This is a genomic window from Shewanella subflava, from assembly GCF_025971955.1.
Classification (GTDB): domain Bacteria; phylum Pseudomonadota; class Gammaproteobacteria; order Enterobacterales; family Shewanellaceae; genus Shewanella; species Shewanella subflava.
The window spans coordinates 14,320-34,565 of record NZ_JAPDMX010000011.1; the positions used below are offsets into that span (position 1 = coordinate 14,320).

Annotated in this window: 12 protein-coding genes; 9 read left to right on the top strand and 3 right to left on the bottom strand. The window is 39.9% G+C overall.

Going from position 1 to position 20,246, the window contains the following annotated elements; all coding sequences use genetic code 11:
* The first annotated feature begins 187 nt into the window (after nt 1-187).
* From OHT75_RS05955 to OHT75_RS05985, 7 genes are all read left to right on the top strand, one after another.
* Entirely contained in the window at nt 188-2,224 is a 2,037-nt protein-coding gene (locus OHT75_RS05955) for a DUF1302 domain-containing protein (RefSeq protein ID WP_264725568.1), read from the top strand.
* Between the two features lie 13 nt (nt 2,225-2,237).
* On the top strand, nt 2,238-3,602 hold the full coding sequence (locus OHT75_RS05960; RefSeq protein WP_264725569.1) for a DUF1329 domain-containing protein: 1,365 nt from the start codon (nt 2,238-2,240) through the stop codon (nt 3,600-3,602).
* Nucleotides 3,603-3,669: 67 nt separating this feature from the next.
* Nucleotides 3,670-4,677: a WD40/YVTN/BNR-like repeat-containing protein gene (locus OHT75_RS05965; protein ID WP_264725570.1), complete on the top strand. Its 1,008-nt coding sequence runs from the start codon at nt 3,670-3,672 to the stop codon at nt 4,675-4,677.
* A 199-nt stretch (nt 4,678-4,876) separates the two neighbouring features.
* On the top strand, nt 4,877-7,186 hold the full coding sequence (locus tag OHT75_RS05970) for an efflux RND transporter permease subunit (protein WP_264725571.1): 2,310 nt from the start codon (nt 4,877-4,879) through the stop codon (nt 7,184-7,186).
* A 270-nt stretch (nt 7,187-7,456) separates the two neighbouring features.
* Complete coding sequence (locus OHT75_RS05975; protein WP_264725572.1) at nt 7,457-12,301, top strand: NAD-glutamate dehydrogenase; 4,845 nt, start codon at nt 7,457-7,459, stop codon at nt 12,299-12,301.
* Between the two features lie 62 nt (nt 12,302-12,363).
* Nucleotides 12,364-13,383: a quinone-dependent dihydroorotate dehydrogenase gene (gene pyrD, locus OHT75_RS05980; RefSeq protein WP_264725573.1), complete on the top strand. Its 1,020-nt coding sequence runs from the start codon at nt 12,364-12,366 to the stop codon at nt 13,381-13,383.
* A gap of 170 nt (nt 13,384-13,553) precedes the next feature.
* Nucleotides 13,554-14,087 carry a cell division protein ZapC gene (locus tag OHT75_RS05985; protein WP_264725574.1) on the top strand — a complete coding sequence of 178 codons (534 nt, stop codon included), beginning with the start codon at nt 13,554-13,556 and terminating at the stop codon, nt 14,085-14,087.
* Between the two features lie 117 nt (nt 14,088-14,204).
* Here OHT75_RS05985 and OHT75_RS05990 read toward each other — a convergent pair whose 3' ends face one another.
* On the bottom strand, nt 14,205-14,954 hold the full coding sequence (locus OHT75_RS05990; RefSeq protein ID WP_264725575.1) for an SDR family oxidoreductase: 750 nt from the start codon (nt 14,952-14,954) through the stop codon (nt 14,205-14,207).
* Between the two features lie 285 nt (nt 14,955-15,239).
* Between OHT75_RS05990 and OHT75_RS05995 the strand changes: the two genes are divergently transcribed.
* Nucleotides 15,240-16,886: a methyl-accepting chemotaxis protein gene (locus OHT75_RS05995; protein ID WP_264725576.1), complete on the top strand. Its 1,647-nt coding sequence runs from the start codon at nt 15,240-15,242 to the stop codon at nt 16,884-16,886.
* A 399-nt stretch (nt 16,887-17,285) separates the two neighbouring features.
* Nucleotides 17,286-18,182, top strand: coding sequence for a LysR family transcriptional regulator (locus OHT75_RS06000; protein ID WP_264725577.1), 897 nt, complete (start codon nt 17,286-17,288; stop codon nt 18,180-18,182).
* A gap of 52 nt (nt 18,183-18,234) precedes the next feature.
* On the opposite strand, the gene OHT75_RS06005 is transcribed toward OHT75_RS06000, so the two are convergent.
* Both OHT75_RS06005 and OHT75_RS06010 read right to left on the bottom strand, forming a co-directional pair.
* On the bottom strand, nt 18,235-18,858 hold the full coding sequence (locus OHT75_RS06005) for a LutC/YkgG family protein (RefSeq protein ID WP_264725578.1): 624 nt from the start codon (nt 18,856-18,858) through the stop codon (nt 18,235-18,237).
* On the bottom strand, nt 18,858-20,243 hold the full coding sequence (locus tag OHT75_RS06010) for a lactate utilization protein B (RefSeq protein ID WP_264725579.1): 1,386 nt from the start codon (nt 20,241-20,243) through the stop codon (nt 18,858-18,860). Before OHT75_RS06010 ends, OHT75_RS06005 begins: the two co-directional genes overlap by 1 nt.
* Nucleotides 20,244-20,246 lie beyond the last annotated feature (3 nt).

Here is a 20,246-nt window from a genome sequence, read left to right on the forward strand (position 1 = left end):
TCAAATATCAGCCCAATCCCACTTGTAACAATATGGTTAACCACGTTAATTTTATTGTATATTTTCTCTGTTTTGGCCTTGCTCAACAAGGTTAAATGCTGTAACAATGGTGTTGCCTGTGGGCTAACAAGATGTTGGTTTAAATTCCTATAACAACGATTCCAGCAGGTTACGGAGATGAGCTAAAATGAATATTGTTAAGAAAAAATTTAACAAGTCGGCAATTACTTTGGGGGTAATGTCGGCTTTGTGTTTAGGAATGAGTCCAAATGTTTCCGCTTTCTCATTCAATTGGGGAGAGGTAGATGGAGCATTCGATTCTACCTGGACCGTTGGGGCTAGCTGGCGTGTTGGAGAGCGTGATTGGGAAGGCCAGATTGGTAAGGTTAACCAGCCGCAATTTGATTGGTCGGGCTACTCAGCGTTCTCAAACACTAAATACACTTCAGCAGAAATCTGGGCTCAACCGGGCTCATATTCAAGTAATAACGATTTAAGTAACTTACTTTACTCTCAAGGTGACACTACATCTGAAATCGTTAAAGGGCTTCATGAGTTATCATTAAAATACGAAAACTATGGTTTGTTTGTTCGTGGTATGTATTTTTACGACCGTAAATTGAATGATGGTAATTATGATTTTAATGACCCATTAACAGGCAAAGAATTCGATCCTTGTGCTGATAACCGTGCCTCTGAAGTTCAGTGTAAAGATATTCGATTGTTAGATGCCTTTGTTTACGCTAACTGGGATTTAAACGATGGTCAAAACCCATTATCAGTCCGTGTGGGTAATCAGGTTGTCTCATGGGGTGAAAGTACTTTAATTCCGCATGGTATTGGTGAAATTAACCCTGTTGATTTAAATATTCTCAACGCACCAGGTGCAGAACTCAAAGAAGCTTTCCGCCCACAAGGCATGGTATGGGCATCTTTAGGATTGACTGAAAACCTGAATATTGAAGCTTTTTATCAATATCAATGGGAGCCAATATGGGTGCCTACGCCGGGCTCTAATTTTGCCACTAACGATTTTGCAGGTTTTGGTGGTTATAACCAAAATGCCCAGTTAGGCTTTAACTCTAACCCAGATATAAATTTAGACTTCTTAATTTCTGAATATCAAGCGCTTTACAAAAATGCAGCAGCAACAGGGTTCAATCCTGCATTGGCTTCATCAATGCTTGCTTATTCAACAAAAGCTGCGTTAATTCAAGATGAAGCTAAACCCAGTGATGATGGTCAGTATGGTGTGAAATTAGGTTTTTACTCACCTGAACTCAACGAAACTGAATTTGGTTTGTACTATATGAATTATCATAGTCGCCGCCCATTAATCAGTGGTACCGCGTCTAACTTTACTGCTGCATCTATTGGTGGTGATTACGCAAAATTAGCAGCAAGTCAAGGTCAGATTGACCGTGAACTGCTGCTCAGTATGGAAACCTTCACTAAAGCACAAATTGTTTACCCTGAGGATATTCAATTATATGGTTTTAGTTTTAACACGTTAGTTGGTGATACCTCTGTTGCAGGTGAAATTGCACATCGTGTTGATGAACCATTCCAAATCGATGACGTAGAGCTCCTTTTCGCAGCAATGCCTCAGCAATTAGCTAATGCAGGTTTGCGCCCAGATTTGGATGGCATTTCACAAATGGATGTGGTGGCACCGGGAGAGACGGTTGATGGTTTTATTCAATTAGATACGACTCAAGCCCAGATGACATTGACCCATTTATTTGGTCCTACTTTGGGTACCGATAACCTGACTATGCTAGCAGAAGTCGGCGGGGTATGGGTTCATGATATGCCAGGCTTTGACGAGCTGCGCTTAAATGGCCCTGGAACAGGTCGTTCGGGTGGTAACCCTGATATGCCTGGTATCATCCAAGCTTTACACAATGGTCCAGAAACGAATCCATTCCCGACTGATTTTGCTTGGGGATATCGTTTAGTGGCTAAAGCCGATTTTAATAACGTATTTGCAGGTGTGAACATGGCACCACGCGTTATTTTCTCTCACGATGTTGATGGTATTACACCTGACCCAATGTTCTTGTTCACTGAAGGTAAAAAATCGGTAGCATTAGGTTTAAATTTTGACTATCAAAACCGCTGGGGTGTTGATTTTTCTTACAACAGCTTCTTTGGTGGTGTAGGAACAACGAACGTGATGGAAGACCGAGATTATGTCTCGTTTAACGTCAAGTATTCGATTTAAAAGGATAATAATAATGAAAAAACTGACGATATTATCGGCAGCAGTGATTATGGCGCTAGGCGCACCTGTTGCGATGGCGAAAGTATCAGAAGCTGATGCTGCTAAATTAGGTACAAGCTTAACACCCATGGGTGCTGAAAAAGCGGCAAACGCCGATGGCTCTATTCCAGCATGGGATGGTGGTATTACTAAGCCTGTTGCTGGTTATGAAAAAGGCATGCATCACTTAAATCCTTTTCCTAACGATAAAATTTTATTCACTATTACTAATGCTAATAAAGCGCAGTACGCAGAGTACTTAACGCCAGGTCAAAATAAACTGTTTGAATTGTATCCAGATACCTATCAAATGAATGTTTATGAAACTCGTAGAACGGCATCTGTACCTCAATATGTTTATGATGCCATTAAAGTCAATGCCACTTCAGCTGAATTGGTTGCTCAAGGTAATGGTATTTCCGGCGCAACAATTGGCGTGCCATTTCCTATCCCTAAAGACGGTCTAGAGGTGATTTGGAACCATATTTTGCGTTTTCGTGGCGTAGATGTAGAAACCTACCGTAGTCAAGCTGCTCCAACTTCAAGTGGTTCATACACTTTAGTTGAAAACGCTGAAGAAATTCGTTTTGAGTATACTCGTCCGGAAATCACATTGGATAAGTTAAAAGAAACCAATACCTTATTCTACTTCAAGCAAGTTGTTACTCAACCTGCGCGTCTAGCAGGTACAGCGTTACTTGTTAAAGAAACCATGGATCAAGAGGCCTTACCGCGTCAAGCATGGACTTATAACACTGGACAGCGTCGTGTTCGCAAAGCGCCAAATGTGGCTTTCGATACACCAGGTACTGTATCTGATGGTTTAAGAACAACCGATGATTTCGATATGTTTAACGGTTCTCCAGTGCGCTATAACTGGGAGCTTGTTGGCAAGAAAGAAATCTTTATTCCTTACAATGATTACAAGTTACATTCAAACGAGCTTAAGTATGACCAAATTCTAAAACCTGGTCACATTAATCCAGAATATGCTCGTTGGGAAAAACACCGTGTTTGGGAAGTGAAGGCAACCTTAAAAGAGGGTATGCGTCATATTTATAAAACCCGTGTCTTTTATATCGATGAAGATTCATGGCAAGTATCATTAACGGACATGTATGATAACCGTGACGAGTTGTACCGTGTAGGCACCGCGCACAGTATTAACTATTACGAAGTCCCTACGCATTGGAGTACGCTAGAAATATTCCATGATCTACAATCTCGCCGCTATTTAGCAATGGGATTAGATAACGAAGGTCGCATGTATAATTTTGATGCAAACTTATCAGAATCAAACTTTACCCCAGATGCATTGCGTCGTGCAGGTATTCGTTAATTCATTCGTTTAAATCGAATCTGTTAAATAAAGGGCGCTTAGCGCCCTTAAATCTAAGGAAGTTTGTATGAAGGTTAGCATGCTTCGCAGTGCTGTCGCGATAGGATTAAGTGCATGTTTATATACTGCTTCGGTTTACGCACAACTTGATCCCTTAACGGTACAGATACAACCCCAAGCACAATCATCATTATTGGTCGATATTGCTCCGGCGGGTGATAAATTAGTGGCAGTAGGTCAACGCGGCCATGTATTAGTTTTAGACCAACAATGGCAACAAGTTGCGACGCCTGTAGCAACTCAATTGACTAGCGTGTTTTTTTTGAATGAAAAATTAGGTTGGGCCGTCGGCCATGATGCGACGATTATTCATACTAATGATGGTGGATTAACTTGGTCTTTACAGATGGCGTCCACTGATTTAGAAAAACCCTTTTTAGATTTGCGTTTTTTTACCGATAAACACGGTGTTGCCATCGGGGCTTACGGGTTGTTTTATCGAACCGAAGACGGCGGGAAAACTTGGCAAGATGAGTTTCATCAAGAATTACTATTTGAAGAAGATGTTGCTTATCTGAATGAACTAAAAAGTGAAGATGAACAATTATATTTGTCTGAACGTGCTGCATTACTCCCTCATTTTAATCGAATAATTAGTTTAAACGATGATCGTTTACTCATGGTGGGTGAACTGGGTTTAGTCGCTGTATCTGATGATATGGGACGTACTTTTAAGCGTGTAGATTTTGATTATGATGGTTCAATGTTTAATGCCATTACCCATGGTGATGATGTGTATGTTATGGGGTTACGAGGTCATGTCTTTAAGGCTTCGAATTTATTAAATGACTGGCAACAAATTGAATTACCAGTTGAATCATCTATCAATGGTGCGTTAGTTGAGGGCGATGATTTATATCTTGTTGGCAATGCTGGAATTATTTTAAAAATTGTTGGCGACACAGCAGAGTTAGTCGCTCGCCGTCAAGGGGAAAATATTGTTGCAGTGGCCAAGAATAATAAAGGTGAAATTTGGTTCGCGGGTACTAAAGGGCTTTTCCAACTGCCAAAGTAACTGTGTTTATGGGTAAGCGTTGATGCTGTTTTATTAAAGCACTCGATGTTTATATCCACTATTCCAAATTGCACAGCGACAATAATAACCTGTTATCTGAGTCATTTGGATAACATAAAAGATGATTTTATCATCCTCAAAGCTACTGTTTTTTAGTAGACACTATTAAGATTAAAACAACAATAATAGGGCCGACAAGATGTTAGAAAAACTGGTCAATAGTTTCGAAACGCACTTATTCCGCAATCGAATGTGGGTGATCATTTCATTTATATTTATTACGGTATTTTTAGGATACCAAGCCAGCCAGCTTAAAATGGATGCGGCCTTTAGTAAAAATATTCCGCTCAATCATACTTACATGCAAACCTACACTAAGCACCAAAAAGAGTTCGGTGGTGCCAATGGCATAATGGTGGCAGTCGAAGATACTAGCGGTAATATTTTTAACCCAGTATTTTTTGATACCTTGAAAAAAGTTCACGACGAGCTGTTTTTTATCGATGGTGTCGAACGTTCGCAGGTTAAATCACTTTATTCACCTTCAACTCGCTTTACTGAAGTTGTTGAAGATGGTTTTGCTGGCGGCCCAGTGATCCCCGCCGACTTCAGAACCGACGAATACGGTTTAGCTGTAGTACGCGATAATATTGAAAAAGCAGGAATTGTTGGGCGTTTAATTGCAAATGACTATTCTGCTGCAATGGTATCGGCACAATTGATGGATTTTAATCCTGATACTGGTGAAGCATTAAATACCATTGAATTTGCTAACCAACTCGAAGAAAAGCTTCGTGGTCAATTTGAAAACGATAATATTAAAATCCACATTATCGGCTTTGCTAAAATGGCAGGTGATGTTGCAGACGGTGCTAAAGGGGTTTTACTGTTTTTCCTCATTGCCATCGTCATTACCGCAGTGATGGTTTATCTTTTCTCCAAATCAATAATGCTTACCATTTTACCATTAATGTGCAGTTTAATGGCGGTCATTTGGCAATTAGGCTTATTAACCGTTGTTGGTTTTGGCCTTGATCCGATGTCGATTTTAGTGCCATTTTTGGTGTTTGCTATTGGCGTTAGTCATGGCGTACAAATGATCAATGCTGTGCGTCGTCGAGTGATTGATGGACAAGCCACTAAAGCCGCTGCGGCTTCAGCTTTCCGTAGCTTATTAGTGCCTGGTGGCGTTGCGCTGCTTTCCGATACGGTAGGATTTATAACCTTACTTGCCATTGATATTGGAATCATTCGTGAATTGGCAATTTCAGCTTCTTTAGGGGTTGGGGTGATCATCCTTACTAACCTTATTTTGCTGCCTTTGGTGATTTCTTATACCAATCTATCTAATGCAGAAGAAAACCTTGCTCAAAAGCAAAAAGTTGAAAATATTTGGCGTAGCTTGTCAAAGTTTGCCACACCCAAATATGCAGTGGTTGTATTGTCGTGTACAGCCGTTTTATATGGTGTGGGTTTTATGAAAGCCACCGAAATGAAAATTGGTGATTTAAAAGGCGGTGCACCTGCACTCCATCAAGATTCACGTTATAACCTTGATACGTTTTTTATTACCGACCATTTTTCAATTACCACAGATGTGATGACAGTGATTGTTGAAGCAGAACCGGAAGCCTGTACTTACCATTCAATGCTCAGCCAAATTGACCAATTTGAATGGATGGTGGGAAATACCCCTGGTGTCGAATCAACAGCTAGCTTAGCTTCCATTGCAAAAGCGGTGAATGCCGGTTTTAATGAAGGTAATCCTAAATGGCAAATCTTACCTCGTACAACAGCCAGTTTAGTACAAGCCGTAGGTCAAGTTCCTACTACTTCTGGTTTATTAAATGGTAACTGTTCAGTGATGCCTGTGTATCTTTTCTTAAAAGATCATAAAGCAGAAACCATTGAGGTTGTTGTTAATAAAGTGAAACAAGTGGCTGCAGAGCTTAATAACGACAAATTACAGTTTAAGTTAGCTTCTGGCCCGGTAGGTGTAATGGCAGCGACAAACGAAGCCGTTAGTGAAGCGCAACTCCCTATGATGATTTATGTATATGGGGCCGTGTTCTTTCTATGTTTAATTAGCTTTAAATCACTCAAAGCCACTATTGCGGTCATTATTCCTTTATATGTGGTTTCGACTTTAGCTCAAGCGCTAATGACCATGCTTGATATTGGTCTTGCGGTAAGTACGTTACCGGTAATTGCACTGGGTGTGGGAATAGGGGTGGACTACGGAATTTATATTTTGTCCACCATGTCTAATAAGCTCAGCAATGGTATGGCAGTACAACAAGCCTATTTTGAAGCATTGGTCGAACGTGGCAGCGCGGTTATCTTTACCGGGTTAACTTTAGCTATCGGGGTGAGTACTTGGTTCTTCTCAGCGCTTAAATTCCAAATGGATATGGGAATTTTGTTAACATTTATGTTTTTAGTGAATATGTTGGGAGCGATTATTATTCTGCCTGCACTTTCAGCACTATTTTGGCGTAAAGCTAATTAAAAACAATGGTTTAATTTAAATGGAGAGCATTGCTCTCCATTTTTTTTTGCATAGTTAATCTAAATTGGCGCGTTTAATTGCATATTAAACAAAATAACAGTTATGAAATTGGATATTTAGAGGATCTACCACTAAAATTTTCCTCGATATAGCAGCAATTTAGTAATAAACTTTGCCGCAGATCTTAGTAATTAGATTACTGAGTAAAACAAGCCGAAGCATCCATATAATGATAAAAGCGCTGCCATAGACGCTTAAGGAATCTGCAACATGGCCTTTAAAGATGCAATGCCTTCTGTACTACTAGAAAATGTAGTCAATTTGATTCATTCAAAAATCCCTAATTCACAAGCCAAACAAGTTGAGCAGTTTGCCCAATGCCTGTACACCCATATGTCACGTGACGACCTCAATGTCCGAAATGACAGTGATTTATATGGAGCGGTAGTCAGTCTTTGGAATGCCTTAAATAAAACTGCACCAACAGACACTCATATTCGAGTTTTTAACCCAACACAATCTAAGCATGGCTGGCAATCAAGCCACAGTGTGATTGAAGTGATCCAACCTGATATGCCTTTTCTAGTCGATTCTTTGACTATGGCATTAAACAGAATGGGAATTACTGCTCATGTCATGCTGCATACACCATTAGCGGTTGTGCGTGATAAAAAGTCTGTTACAGAAGTGAATTTTGTAAATAACGCACCGAAAAATAGTGACAATATTGCTGTTTTCTTAATTGAGATTGATAAGCAAAGTAGCGATGCTGATATAAAAGTAATTGAAAAAGAAATTCAGTCAGTCCTTGCCGATGTTGTTGCTTCAGTCTCCGACTGGGAAAAAATGTCTGCTAAATTAACAGATACCATCCAGCAATTGCCTAAGCGTCCTTTTCCAGGTGATAAAGCAGAGTTAACTGAAGCCGTTAACTATCTAACATATTTAAATAATCATCACTTCACTTTATTAGGTTATCGATATTACGACTTAAAACGTGTGGAAGGTGATGTCGAGTTAGTTCCGGATTTAGACACTAGCTTAGGTTTAATGAGCCGTTCTAAGAATTCATCTAGTGATCGTGGTCTATTGCTATCGTCATTATCAGACAGTGCACGTAAAGAAGCATTGGATTCAAGTTTGCTGGTTTTGACCAAAAGTTCTGCTAAAAGCCGTGTTCACCGTCCTGCATATGTTGATTATATCGGCATCAAACGTTTCGATAAAAAAGGTAATGTGGTTGGTGAAGACCGTTTCATTGGTTTATATGCCTCTAATCTGTATAACCGTAGCCCACGTGAAATACCATTGCTTGCTGAGAAGGTACAACGAGTACTTGACAGTTCAGCGCTAGCACCACGTTCACACGATTATAAAGCGTTACTAAATATCCTCGAAAATTTACCTCGTGATGAGCTAATACAAGCAAAAGTTGAAGAGCTTTCGCATATGGCTCATGGTGTTTTGCAGATGCAAGACCGAGATAAGTTGAAGTTGTTTGTTCGTAAAGATGGTTTTGGTCGTTTCTTATCGTGTTTAGTGTATGTGTCTAAAGATCGTTATAACACTAAGTTCCGTCAAGATACACAACGCATTCTTGCTCAGCATTTTAATAGTAATGAAGATGTTGAATTTACGACATATTTCTCAGAGTCAACTTTGGCTCGTACGCATTACATTATCAAAGTCGACAACAATAATATGGACGTAGATGTGGCCGCTATAGAACACAATCTGATTGAAGCTGCTCGCTCATGGGATGATAAATTACATTCGGCATTAAACAATGCCTTAGGTGAGCAGGCAGGTACAGGCTTAACTAAACGTTACTCTAATGCTTTTCCACAGAGCTATAAAGATGATGTCTTACCAAGCTCTGCAGTGGTCGATCTTCAGCACCTTGAAGCCTTAGACGACGAACATAAATTGGGAATGTTGTTCTATCAACCCCAAGAAACCGCATTGAATGACAACAAAGTGCGTTTAAAACTTTTTCATAAAGATGAACCAATTCATTTATCTGATGTATTACCAATGCTTGAAAACTTTGGTTTACGTGTGATCAATGAGCGTCCTTATGAAGTTAAAACCACTGATGGCAATACATTTTGGATCCTTGACTTCTTAATGACAGTGCAAGGTGCTGCAATTGAAAACCTAGCGGATAGCCAAGAACGTTTCCAAACAGCATTATCACTTGTTTGGCAGAAAAAACTGGAAGACGATGGTTTCAACCGCATGGTGCTTTCAACGGGCTTAAATGGCCGTGAAGTGTCTATTTTACGTGCCTATGCTAAATATATGCGTCAAATTGATGCCACATTCAGCCAGTCATATATTGAAGAAACCTTCAGCCGTTATCCAAAAATTGCTGATTTGCTTGTGAAGATGTTTATTCGCAAGTTTAATCCTAAATTAAAAACGCGCACATTAAGCAAGTTTTTAGAGCAAGTAAACAAACAGCTTGACGATGTTTCAAGTCTTGATGATGACCGTATTATTCGTCGTTATTTAGATTTGATTAACGCAACCTTACGGACAAACTTCTATCAGACTGACGCCAAGGGTGACAATAAAGCTTATACCTCATTTAAATTTGCTCCAAATTTAATTCCGGAAATGCCAAAGCCATTGCCAAAGTTTGAGATCTTCGTCTACTCGCCAAGAGTTGAAGGTGTGCATTTACGTGGTGGTAAAGTGGCTCGTGGTGGTTTACGTTGGTCAGATAGACGAGAAGATTTCCGTACTGAAGTGTTAGGTCTAGTGAAAGCACAGCAAGTGAAAAACACCGTAATTGTTCCTGTAGGAGCAAAAGGTGGCTTTGTGTGTAAGCAGCTGCCGACAGAGGGCGGACGTGAAGCATTCTTTACTGAAGGTCAAGAATGTTACCGTTTATTCATTCGTGGCTTGTTAGATATTTCTGACAACATTAAAAATGGCGAAGTTGTGCCACCAGTTGATGTCGTTCGTCACGATGAAGATGATCCATACCTAGTGGTTGCAGCAGACAAAGGTACTGCAACTTTCTCAGATATCGCTAACTCAATCGCAATAGAATATGATTTCTGGTTAGGTGATGCGTTTGCCTCTGGTGGTAGTAATGGTTATGACCACAAGAAAATGGGCATTACCGCTAAAGGCGGATGGGAATCGGTTAAGCGCCATTTCCGCGAAATTGGTGTTGATTGTCAAACCACCGATTTTACCTGTCTAGGTATAGGTGATATGGCGGGTGACGTATTTGGTAATGGTATGTTGTTATCAGAACACACCAAGCTAGTGGCTGCTTTTAACCATATGCATATCTTTATCGACCCTAATCCAAATGTTGCTCAAAGCTACATTGAACGTAAGCGTTTATTTGAATTACCACGTTCAAGCTGGGAAGATTATAACGCCAAATTAATTTCTAAAGGCGGTGGGATCTTCTTACGTTCGGCTAAATCATTAAAATTAACACCTGAAATCAAAGCTATGTTGTCTACAGATAAAGACACCATGAATCCGATTGAGTTGTTAAAAGAACTACTGAAAATGCCTGTCGATCTGTTATGGAATGGCGGTATTGGCACGTACGTTAAATCAAGCAAAGAATCCCATGTTGAAGTGGGCGATCGCGCCAATGATGCACTGCGTGTTAACGGTAATGAAGTGCGTGCAAAAATTATCGGTGAGGGCGGTAACTTAGGTTGTACCCAGCTTGGTCGTATTGAATATGCTGCTAATGGCGGGCGTATGAATACTGACTTCGTGGATAACGTGGGTGGTGTTGACTGTTCAGATAACGAAGTAAACATCAAGATTTTCTTAAACACATTAGTCGCTGCCGGTGAGTTAACCGTAAAACAACGTAATCGTGTTCTCGAAGAAATGACCGATGAAGTAAGTGAAATTGTACTTCAAGACTGTAAAGACCAAACGCGCACTATTTCTGTGACGCAGGTACATGGGGTATCACAGTTAAAAGAGCAAATTCGTTTCATTCATTATCTGGAAAAAGAAGGTAAATTAGACCGCGCTTTAGAATTTTTACCCACCGATGATGATCTTGCTGAACGTTTGGCAAATGGCCGTGCATTAACCCGCCCAGAGTTATCGGTATTAGTTGCTTACGCTAAAATGGTATTGAAAGAGCAGTTAGTCACACCAGAAATTACTGAAGACAGTTTCTTGAGTAAATTATTGGTGGCTTACTTCCCTAAAAAATTACAAGCTAAGTATGCTGATAAGATGGTAAACCATCCGCTACGTGGTGAAATTATTGCAACTTCATTGGCTAATGAATTAGTCAATGACATGGGCTTTAATTTTGTTCAACGTATGCAAGATGAGACAGGTGCCTCAGTTGCTGAAGCCGCCATTTGCTACACTATGGCACGCGAAGTATTTGGACTAGATGAGTTAACTAAATCAATAACCGATTTGAACGGTATTATTCCTGCAATCGTTCAAGGTGAGATGCTTCATCAATTACGCCGTAATATGCGTCGTGCTTGTCGTTGGTTTATTCGTCATCGTAATCGCAGTCATAATATTGAACAAACCGTTGAGTTCTTTAAGCCTGTTTTTGAAAAGCTAAAAGTCAACGTTGACCAATACATGATTGCAGCTGAAGTTAAAGCGATTTCTGCAGAGATTAACTCTTTAACTAAAGAAAATGTCCCTATGGCAGTCGCTCAAGTCGTTGCTAAAATGAGTACGTTATTCTCAGCGTTAGATATTGCTCAAATTGCTGAAATTGAGAACAAATCAGTAGATTTAGTCTCTGAAACTTACTTTAAGTTAGGTGCCAAGGTGGAACTGCATTGGTTCTTAGAGCAAATTAGTGCTCAACCCGTTGCTAACCATTGGCAAGCACTAGCACGTGCCGCATTCCGTGAAGAATTAGACTGGCAACAACGTGCTTTAAGTTCAGCGGTACTGCGTACTTGTAGTGATACCTGTGATGCAGACTCTGTTATCAATGAATGGATTAAGAGTAATAAAGCCTTACTCCAACGTTGGTATCACATGTTAGCAGACTTTAAAGTGTCTCAAACCCATGAATTTGCTAAGTTCTCAGTCGCCTTACGTGAACTTAACTTGCTGATTTTGCATTGCGAAGGTCAGAAGTAATTCTTTATAATATGAACTAGCCCTGGCGATTGCCGGGGCTTTTTTTAGGCCAAGGAGAAACCATGTTTTACAAACTCGCACAAAAAGTCATGTTTCAGATTGATCCTGAGCTGGCTCATAATGTCGCTATTGGCAGTTTGAAAATGACTGGCAATACGCCGCTTAATTGCTTTTATCGTCAAAATGTTGCCCATGTACCGGTTGAATGTATGGGGATTACCTTTCCAAACCCCGTTGGATTAGCGGCAGGATTAGATAAAGACGGCGAGTCTATTGATGCTTTTCATGCCATGGGTTTTGGTCATGTTGAAGTCGGAACCGTCACACCTCGTCCACAGCCTGGTAACGACCAACCACGACTATTTCGTCTAAAGCCTGCACAAGGTATCATTAATCGAATGGGTTTCAACAATAAAGGTGTTGATAATTTAGTTCGTAATTTGATGGCCAAAAAATCGGATATCTTAGTGGGTGTCAATATCGGTAAAAACAAAGATACTCCCGTAGAGCAGGGTAAAGAAGATTATTTGATATGCATGGATAAGGTCTATCTCTACAGTGCTTATATTGCAGTGAATATTTCATCACCTAATACACCGGGTTTACGTACCTTACAGTATGGTGAATTGTTAGATGATTTATTGGGTTCAATTAAAGCTAAGCAAACAGAACTAGCCGCAAAACATGGTAAGTATGTGCCAGTTGCATTGAAAATTGCGCCAGATTTAACCAATGAAGAAATTAAGTCTATTGCTGATTCACTTGTTAAAAACCAATTTGATGGTGTAATCGCAACCAATACTACACTCAGTCGTGACGCAGTAACGGGACTTGAACATGCTGAAGAGATGGGGGGACTAAGCGGTAAGCCTTTAACCGATCTTTCAACTAAAGTGATCAAGACGTTAGCGGGATATTTAAATGGTCAAATCCCGATCATTGGTGTTGGTGGGATCAATTCTGCAAAGGATGCAAATGATAAATTTGCTGCAGGATCAACGCTAGTACAGATATACAGTGGTTTTATCTATCAAGGACCCAAATTAGTTTCAGAGATCGTTTCCGCTTATCGTTCAAAATAAAGACTGATTGGTCAAATTACTGATCAAAAATCATGCCGCGATCGCGATGGAGCGATCGCACTTAATTCTAACATGATGAAATATAGATAAAAATTTATAAAATAATTTTGATATTGAACGAAATATCATCTATTATCAAAAAGTATTCAATTTTTAGGTGAAATTGCATCATGTTATTAATGCCAAATAAGGACTGGCATTGGGAATTTAACACAAGATATCAGCAGCTAAGTATATCGTTAGGTTCCGAGATGGAGTTCTTAACCCCATATAAGACAAAATTACTTATTCCTGATGCGCTAGGAATGACAGAATTTAGTGTTGAACACGCTAAATATTACATTCGCTTGCTTGAAATTTTACCTAAGGTGTTACACATTTCAGATGCGGGGGTTGTTCAAACAGCGCTCAACGCTACAGCAGTACACTTCTTACTCAAACCACAAATGCCAAAGTCTTGGTTTTTCAGTGTCAGTGATGAATGTGTATTTTGCAGTACGGGTAAATTATTTCAACTCAATTGTAATGGTGTAGGTGTGTTAGTTTTAGTCGTTGAAGACAGCCTGCAAGCTGCTACAGTGATGCTTCTTTCTAAGTCTTGTGCTTTATCGGACACCAAGACACTTAATCAATTTGATACCATTAAAGTCATGCATAATCGCTTGCATCCATTACGTAAAGCTAAGCAGGTTGTCGCAGCTTAGGTGTGGTTTATGTTTTCCTTTGTTGATAAAAAATAATCACTTAATAGCAGCTAAATCATAACAAAAAACCAAACAGCAATGTTTGGTTTTTTGTTATGGTTGCCATGAAGAAAGCTGTTAACTCATTTTTCTCATCAGGTTTGAAGGCGCAATACGAATTAGCCAATGTAAAAAAGCCCAAGGGAAGCTGGGTACATATGCATTTGCTTTTTCTTTATCGATAGCTTTCACTATTGCTTTACAGCCTGTTTCTAAATCTACCCTAAAAGGAACTGTTTTGACGTTTTCATTTATCTCTGTTCGAATAAAACCTGGGTGAATGCAAGTCACTTTAATCGGAGTGTGCATCACATCAATTCTTATTCCTTCAGTTAAAGAGGTGAGCCCAGCTTTGGTTGCTGCATATACAGTCATAGCGCGTCTAAATCCTCTGACGGCACTGATAGAAGAGATTGTCACTAAATGACCATTATTTTGTTGTCTAAATATTTCCATCGCAGCTTCGCACTGAGCAATGGCTGCAACAAAATTGGTTTGAGCTGTGGCCAAATTTGCTTTGAAGAAACCTGTTCCAATCGAAGCCCCTTTACCTATACCTGCATTGACAATGATTCTATCAATTGATCCCATGTCTTTTTGGCATTGTTTAAATACAGAAAAAACTGCCTGATGGTCATTTACATCCAATTGATAAATTTGCACTTTAATATTTGGATTAATTGTGAGCAGTTCTTCTTTGAGTGAAGTGAGCAGCTCTATACGACGTGCACATAAAGCCAGATTATGGTTTTTCAGGGCAAATTGTTTTGCCATTCCAAGACCAAGACCTGAACTTGCACCAGTGATAACAACGTTGCGTCTGTGCATGATTATTCCCTTATTATTTTTATTTTAAAGTGATAGCCAAAAATCTTTGTACGCGTTACATAATAAATGTTAACTCTACCACTTTAGAGTTAACTAACGTACTGATTTATTGAGTTTTACATTTGACAAACTGCCGTTATTGACCCAGATTTAGATTGAACATAATGATGATAAGAACAATACATCAGACTAAAGTTGACTTTAATTATTACGGTATAGCCTTTAGCGTGTCAGCATTTTTAAAGATATAAAACATTTATTTAGTTAATATTGTCAGGTGGTTATATGAATACTATAAATCTTCAACTACGAAAAATGAGCATTTCGAAGCGATTATTTTCAATGTTAGTACTCAGCATTGCTGCCACTATTTTAATGTTTCTATTTGCGCTTAGCCGTATTGATAACGTACTTATTGCCGAAAAAGAAGCCAAATTACATTCATTAGTTGATGCCGCAGTCGCGGTAGTCGATCAATATTATCAACGCAGTGTAAAAGGTGAATTAAGTGTCGAAGAAGCGCAAATAACAGCACTCGCGGCGCTCGATCATTTACGTTACTCAGGGCAAGAATACTATTTTACCATTGATACTCAAGGTATGATGATTCAACATGCATTTGCCAAAAAACTGGTTAATACCAGTGTGGTAGGAATGAAAGATCCTGACGGGATTAAACTGTTCCAATTGATGATTGATAGAACTCAAACTCAAGATTCCGCCAGAGTTGATTACATGTGGAATAAGCCTAATCAAGAAAACCCAAGTCCTAAAATGTCGGTGGTTAAAAAGTTCACTCCTTGGAATTGGATAATTGGAACCGGTATTTATGTTGATGATATTCATGCCCAAGAACTTGAGTTTGTTTATGATTACATGTTGTTACTCGCGCTAGTTTGGCTGCCAGTGGTTATTTTTCTTTATATTATTATTCAGAGTGTTTCAGTGCCGATGCGCTCGACAATCACGGCATTTGAAAATGTGGCAAAAGGTGAGGGAGATTTAACGCTACGATTATCAGAAGAAGGTGGGGACGAGTTAAAAGAGATCGCCACTCACTTCAATATGTTTACGTCCAAAATTCAGAATGTCATTACTTCAGTGGGAGAGTCTATTCACCATAGTACAAGGTTAGCGGGCGGCATGTCAGCTATTGCCGAAAAAGCCAATCAGGTTTCTACCAATGTACAAATGGAAACCGAAAATGTAGCGACAGCAATTAATCAGATGTCGATGACGGCCTCTGAGGTGGCTTCTAATGCACAACTTGCAGCCCAAAGTGCGCATGCTGCTGATGCTGAAGCGGATAAAACGGCTGCCGTGGTTGATAATGCCATGAGCAAAATTAATGCGCTTTCAAGTGAACTTATTCATACTGAAGAAGTGGTTAATGGCCTGCAAATAAGTTCGAGCAAAATTGGCCAAATATTAGATGTGATCGTCGGGATTGCCGAGCAAACCAACTTATTAGCACTTAATGCTGCAATTGAAGCAGCTAGAGCGGGTGAAGCAGGGCGAGGGTTTGCTGTTGTGGCAGATGAAGTGCGCACCCTTGCAAGCCGAACGCAAGATTCAACCCGAGAAATTAACGGTATTATCGATGCTATTCGTCAGGCCATTGACAGTGTTAATGCTTCGGTTGAGAGAGCGAAAATCAAATCAAATGAAACGGTTTCAGAAACTGGCCAAGTCGTTGGTGCACTTGATGTGATCAAAAATTCAATTGAGCAAATATCACAAATGAATATTCAAATTGCATCGGCAACAGAACAACAAAGCGCAGTGATAGCTGAGTTAAATATGAATATTACTCGCATAAACGACATGTCTGTTGAGAACAGAGAATATAATCAGGACATTAATCAAAATAGTAGTCAAATTGAACAAGGGTCTGAAAAGCTTGCTAAATTAGTCGCACATTTTAAAATCTAATTGATCCAGCACAAACATCTTAGCAGTCGCATTAGGCTTAAAAGGTCATGCGGCTATAGTTGGATAGACGTCAGTTCATTTTAGTTCACTTAAGGCCATTTATGATGAACATAAGGCTTTAACTAACTTCAACTCGGGTTAAGTGTTAGGCTCAATAAGCACAATTCAAGAGGTTGAGCTTATTTTTAGCAAACTTGTCATTTTTTAAAATCAAAGTGGATTAACACGTCAATAGCTGGCCTATTGCACGTTAATGAAACGCAGTTAGCAAAACAAAGGACTGTTTGCTGAGCGTTTATTATGCCCAGCTGATGTTAACTATTGTTTTTATGGCAATAGTGTACTGGCTATAATGCACAATGATATAGTCACTCACTCAACCATTCGTGATGAAATCCAATGAACCCACATTGCCCAAGTGATTTACAGCTGATTCATTTATTTGTCCATTTGGTCAGCGCTGGCGGTTTTTCACAGGTAAGCCAGTTACAAAATATTCCTGTGGCAACGGTGAGTCGCAAAATAGCTAAATTAGAGAGCAGCTTAAATACTCAATTGATCATGCGCAGTACCCGTAAGCTGCGTTTAACTGAAGAGGGGGCTGAGTTATTTGAACGATATTATCAATTGATTAATCAGTTTGATGATTTAACTCAGCAAACCGCATCTACCCCTAGTGGAACTTTAAGAATTGCGACGCCGATTTCAATTACCTCGATGATCTTGATGCAAACGTTGAATGATTTTTCTAAGTTATATCCTGATATTAATTTACATATTAGCCAAAATAATCAAACAGTTGATTTAATTGACCAAGGGGTTGATGTGGCAATTGTAGGTGGTGCCCAGCCCGATTCCTCTTGGGTGTCACAATCATTGGGTGTATTGCATTATGGCTTATACGCTTCAACCAAGTACCTTAATCAATCTGATGAAATAATTCATCCCAACCAACTGCATCAACACCGCTTAATTAAGGTATGGCCATTATTTAATTGGACATTAAAACACGGTGAACAAGAATATTATTACGAAGGTGAGGCCAAAATGACATTGGCTGATTTACATGGCGCTATTAAGGCATGTGTTGATGATGGCGGGATTATGTATGGGCCATCATTGTTTGTAAAACAGCAATTGCATCAGGGGGATTTGATCCGGGTGTTGCCGCATTGGCAGGGCGAAAGTCGCCGAATTTGTATGCTGTATCATCAGCGAAAACAGCAGCCTAGAAAGGTACAATTATTTATCGAATTTATGCTCAGTCGCGCAGAAGCGATTTTCGCAATGGATTAATCATCAACTGAGGTTGAGTTAATCCAATGCGAACGGAGCATTTACGCAACGTTTAAACTAAATAGACCTTTAAACTAAACGCACCATGTGCGCCCACCACTAGGGCTTGTTCGATATCGGCTGTTTTACTAGGACCTGCAATAAAAGTCCCAAAGTCACCGGCATGTAAGTGCATTTTTGCTGGTGCATCATGCATGGTGGCAATAATATTGTCTTTATTCAGTACTATGACTAGGTTCTCGCAGATAAAGGGCAGTACCCTGTGAGTATTCACATTTTTGCCATTCAGTTGCTCACTGTCTACCCATATCGCACCATTTTCTGCCACCGCAAACCTTGCTTGTATAATTGCGTAATCAATGTGTTTGAGGTCATGTGGCTGTGTTGGCATCAGTTGATTTCCTTCAATGCCATCCACTAATGATATCACTTGCATTCCTTGGCTTATCAGTTGCGCAACATTGCCTTTAAGTATGTCGATGCTATTGCCATTGTCTGGATAAATTAATTCACCTGTAACCGAGTTAAGACCTTTTTCAAATCGTTTAATTAAATCTGTCTGTAAAAAGCGAGTACTTTTTAAACCTGATAAATCAGGTTTTTGATTTAATTGGTTAATAGAAGAATGGCCTAAGGCTGCCAAAATGGCTTGTTTGCTCGTGGTATTTTGAGACATTATTTGGTCTCCTTATTTGCTGCTTTATGGTGTTTATACCAAGTATCGAAACTCGATTTTGGTGCAACGGGCAACTCACGGTAATGTCCCCAAGCACCAGATAAGGGCTTGATTAGAGTGTGTGGAATGACTTTTAATGCCAATCGTGCACTGGACATAGTACAGTTTAATAAGGTTGGCGAGCTCATCAATTTACCCACTGCTGGCATATAGAACTTTTTCCCAAATGGCAGTTTTCCCTGTTCGGCTTTTAATCGGCGGTGGTGGGCAATAATTTTATCCAATGGGACTTTTGTTGGGCAAACATAACTGCAGCTCCCGCACAGCGTGCAAGCCCAAGGGATAGTGTTGCTATCATCATGCTGCGCGCCAACGGCAATACCAATAGGACCTGGAATGGTGTAGTTATAACTGAACCCACCAGAACGACGATAAACTGGACAAGTGTTTAAACAACCACCACATCGGATACATTTTAACGATTCAGCAAGAATGTTATCTTGCATGATGTCTGTTCGGCCATTATCGACAATGATAATGTGCATTTCGCCATCAACTTTACTGCCGCGATAGAAAGACGAATAAGTGGTAATGGGTTGGCCGATAGCATTTCTGGCTAACATACGTAGCAATACCATGGCACTGTCTGCATCTGGGACGATTTTATCTATGCCCATTGAGTGAATTTGCAGTTTAGGTAAATTTGCGCCCATATCGGCATTGCCTTCATTGGTACATACCACTACCGCACCTAAATCAGCGATGGCCATGTTTACGCCTGTCATGGCGGCATCGGCACTGAGAAATTGATCGCGTAAGTGTTTACGGGCGGCACGGGTGAGGCGTGTGGGATCGGATTCGCCTTTTGGGGTATTCAGCTTTTGATGAAACAGTTCACCGACCTCTTCTTTTTTCATATGGATGGCAGGCACCACAATATGCGAAGGAGGTTGGTTATTTAGCTGAATAATGCGCTCTCCTAAATCAGTATCGATGACTTCAATGCCATGTTTTTCAAGAAAAGGATTTAAGTGACATTCTTCAGTCAACATCGACTTAGATTTAACTAACTTTTTAACCGAGTGTGTAGTTAAAATATTTAATGCAATTTGATTGTGTTCACTGGCATCTTTAGCCCAGTGAACTTGAATGCCATTTTCAATACATTTTTGCTCAAACTGGCAAAGATAGTCGCCAAGATGACTCAAGGTATGTAATTTAATTTCTGATCCGAGTTGGCGAAGCTGTTCCCATTCAGGCACGCTTGCAGCTGCTCTGTCACGTTTTTCACGTAAATTCCATAAGGCTTTAGAGTGCCAGTCGACGCGATTCTCATCACGGCAAAAGATAGTGGCATTGTCGGCATGACTTTTAGATTGATACATTTA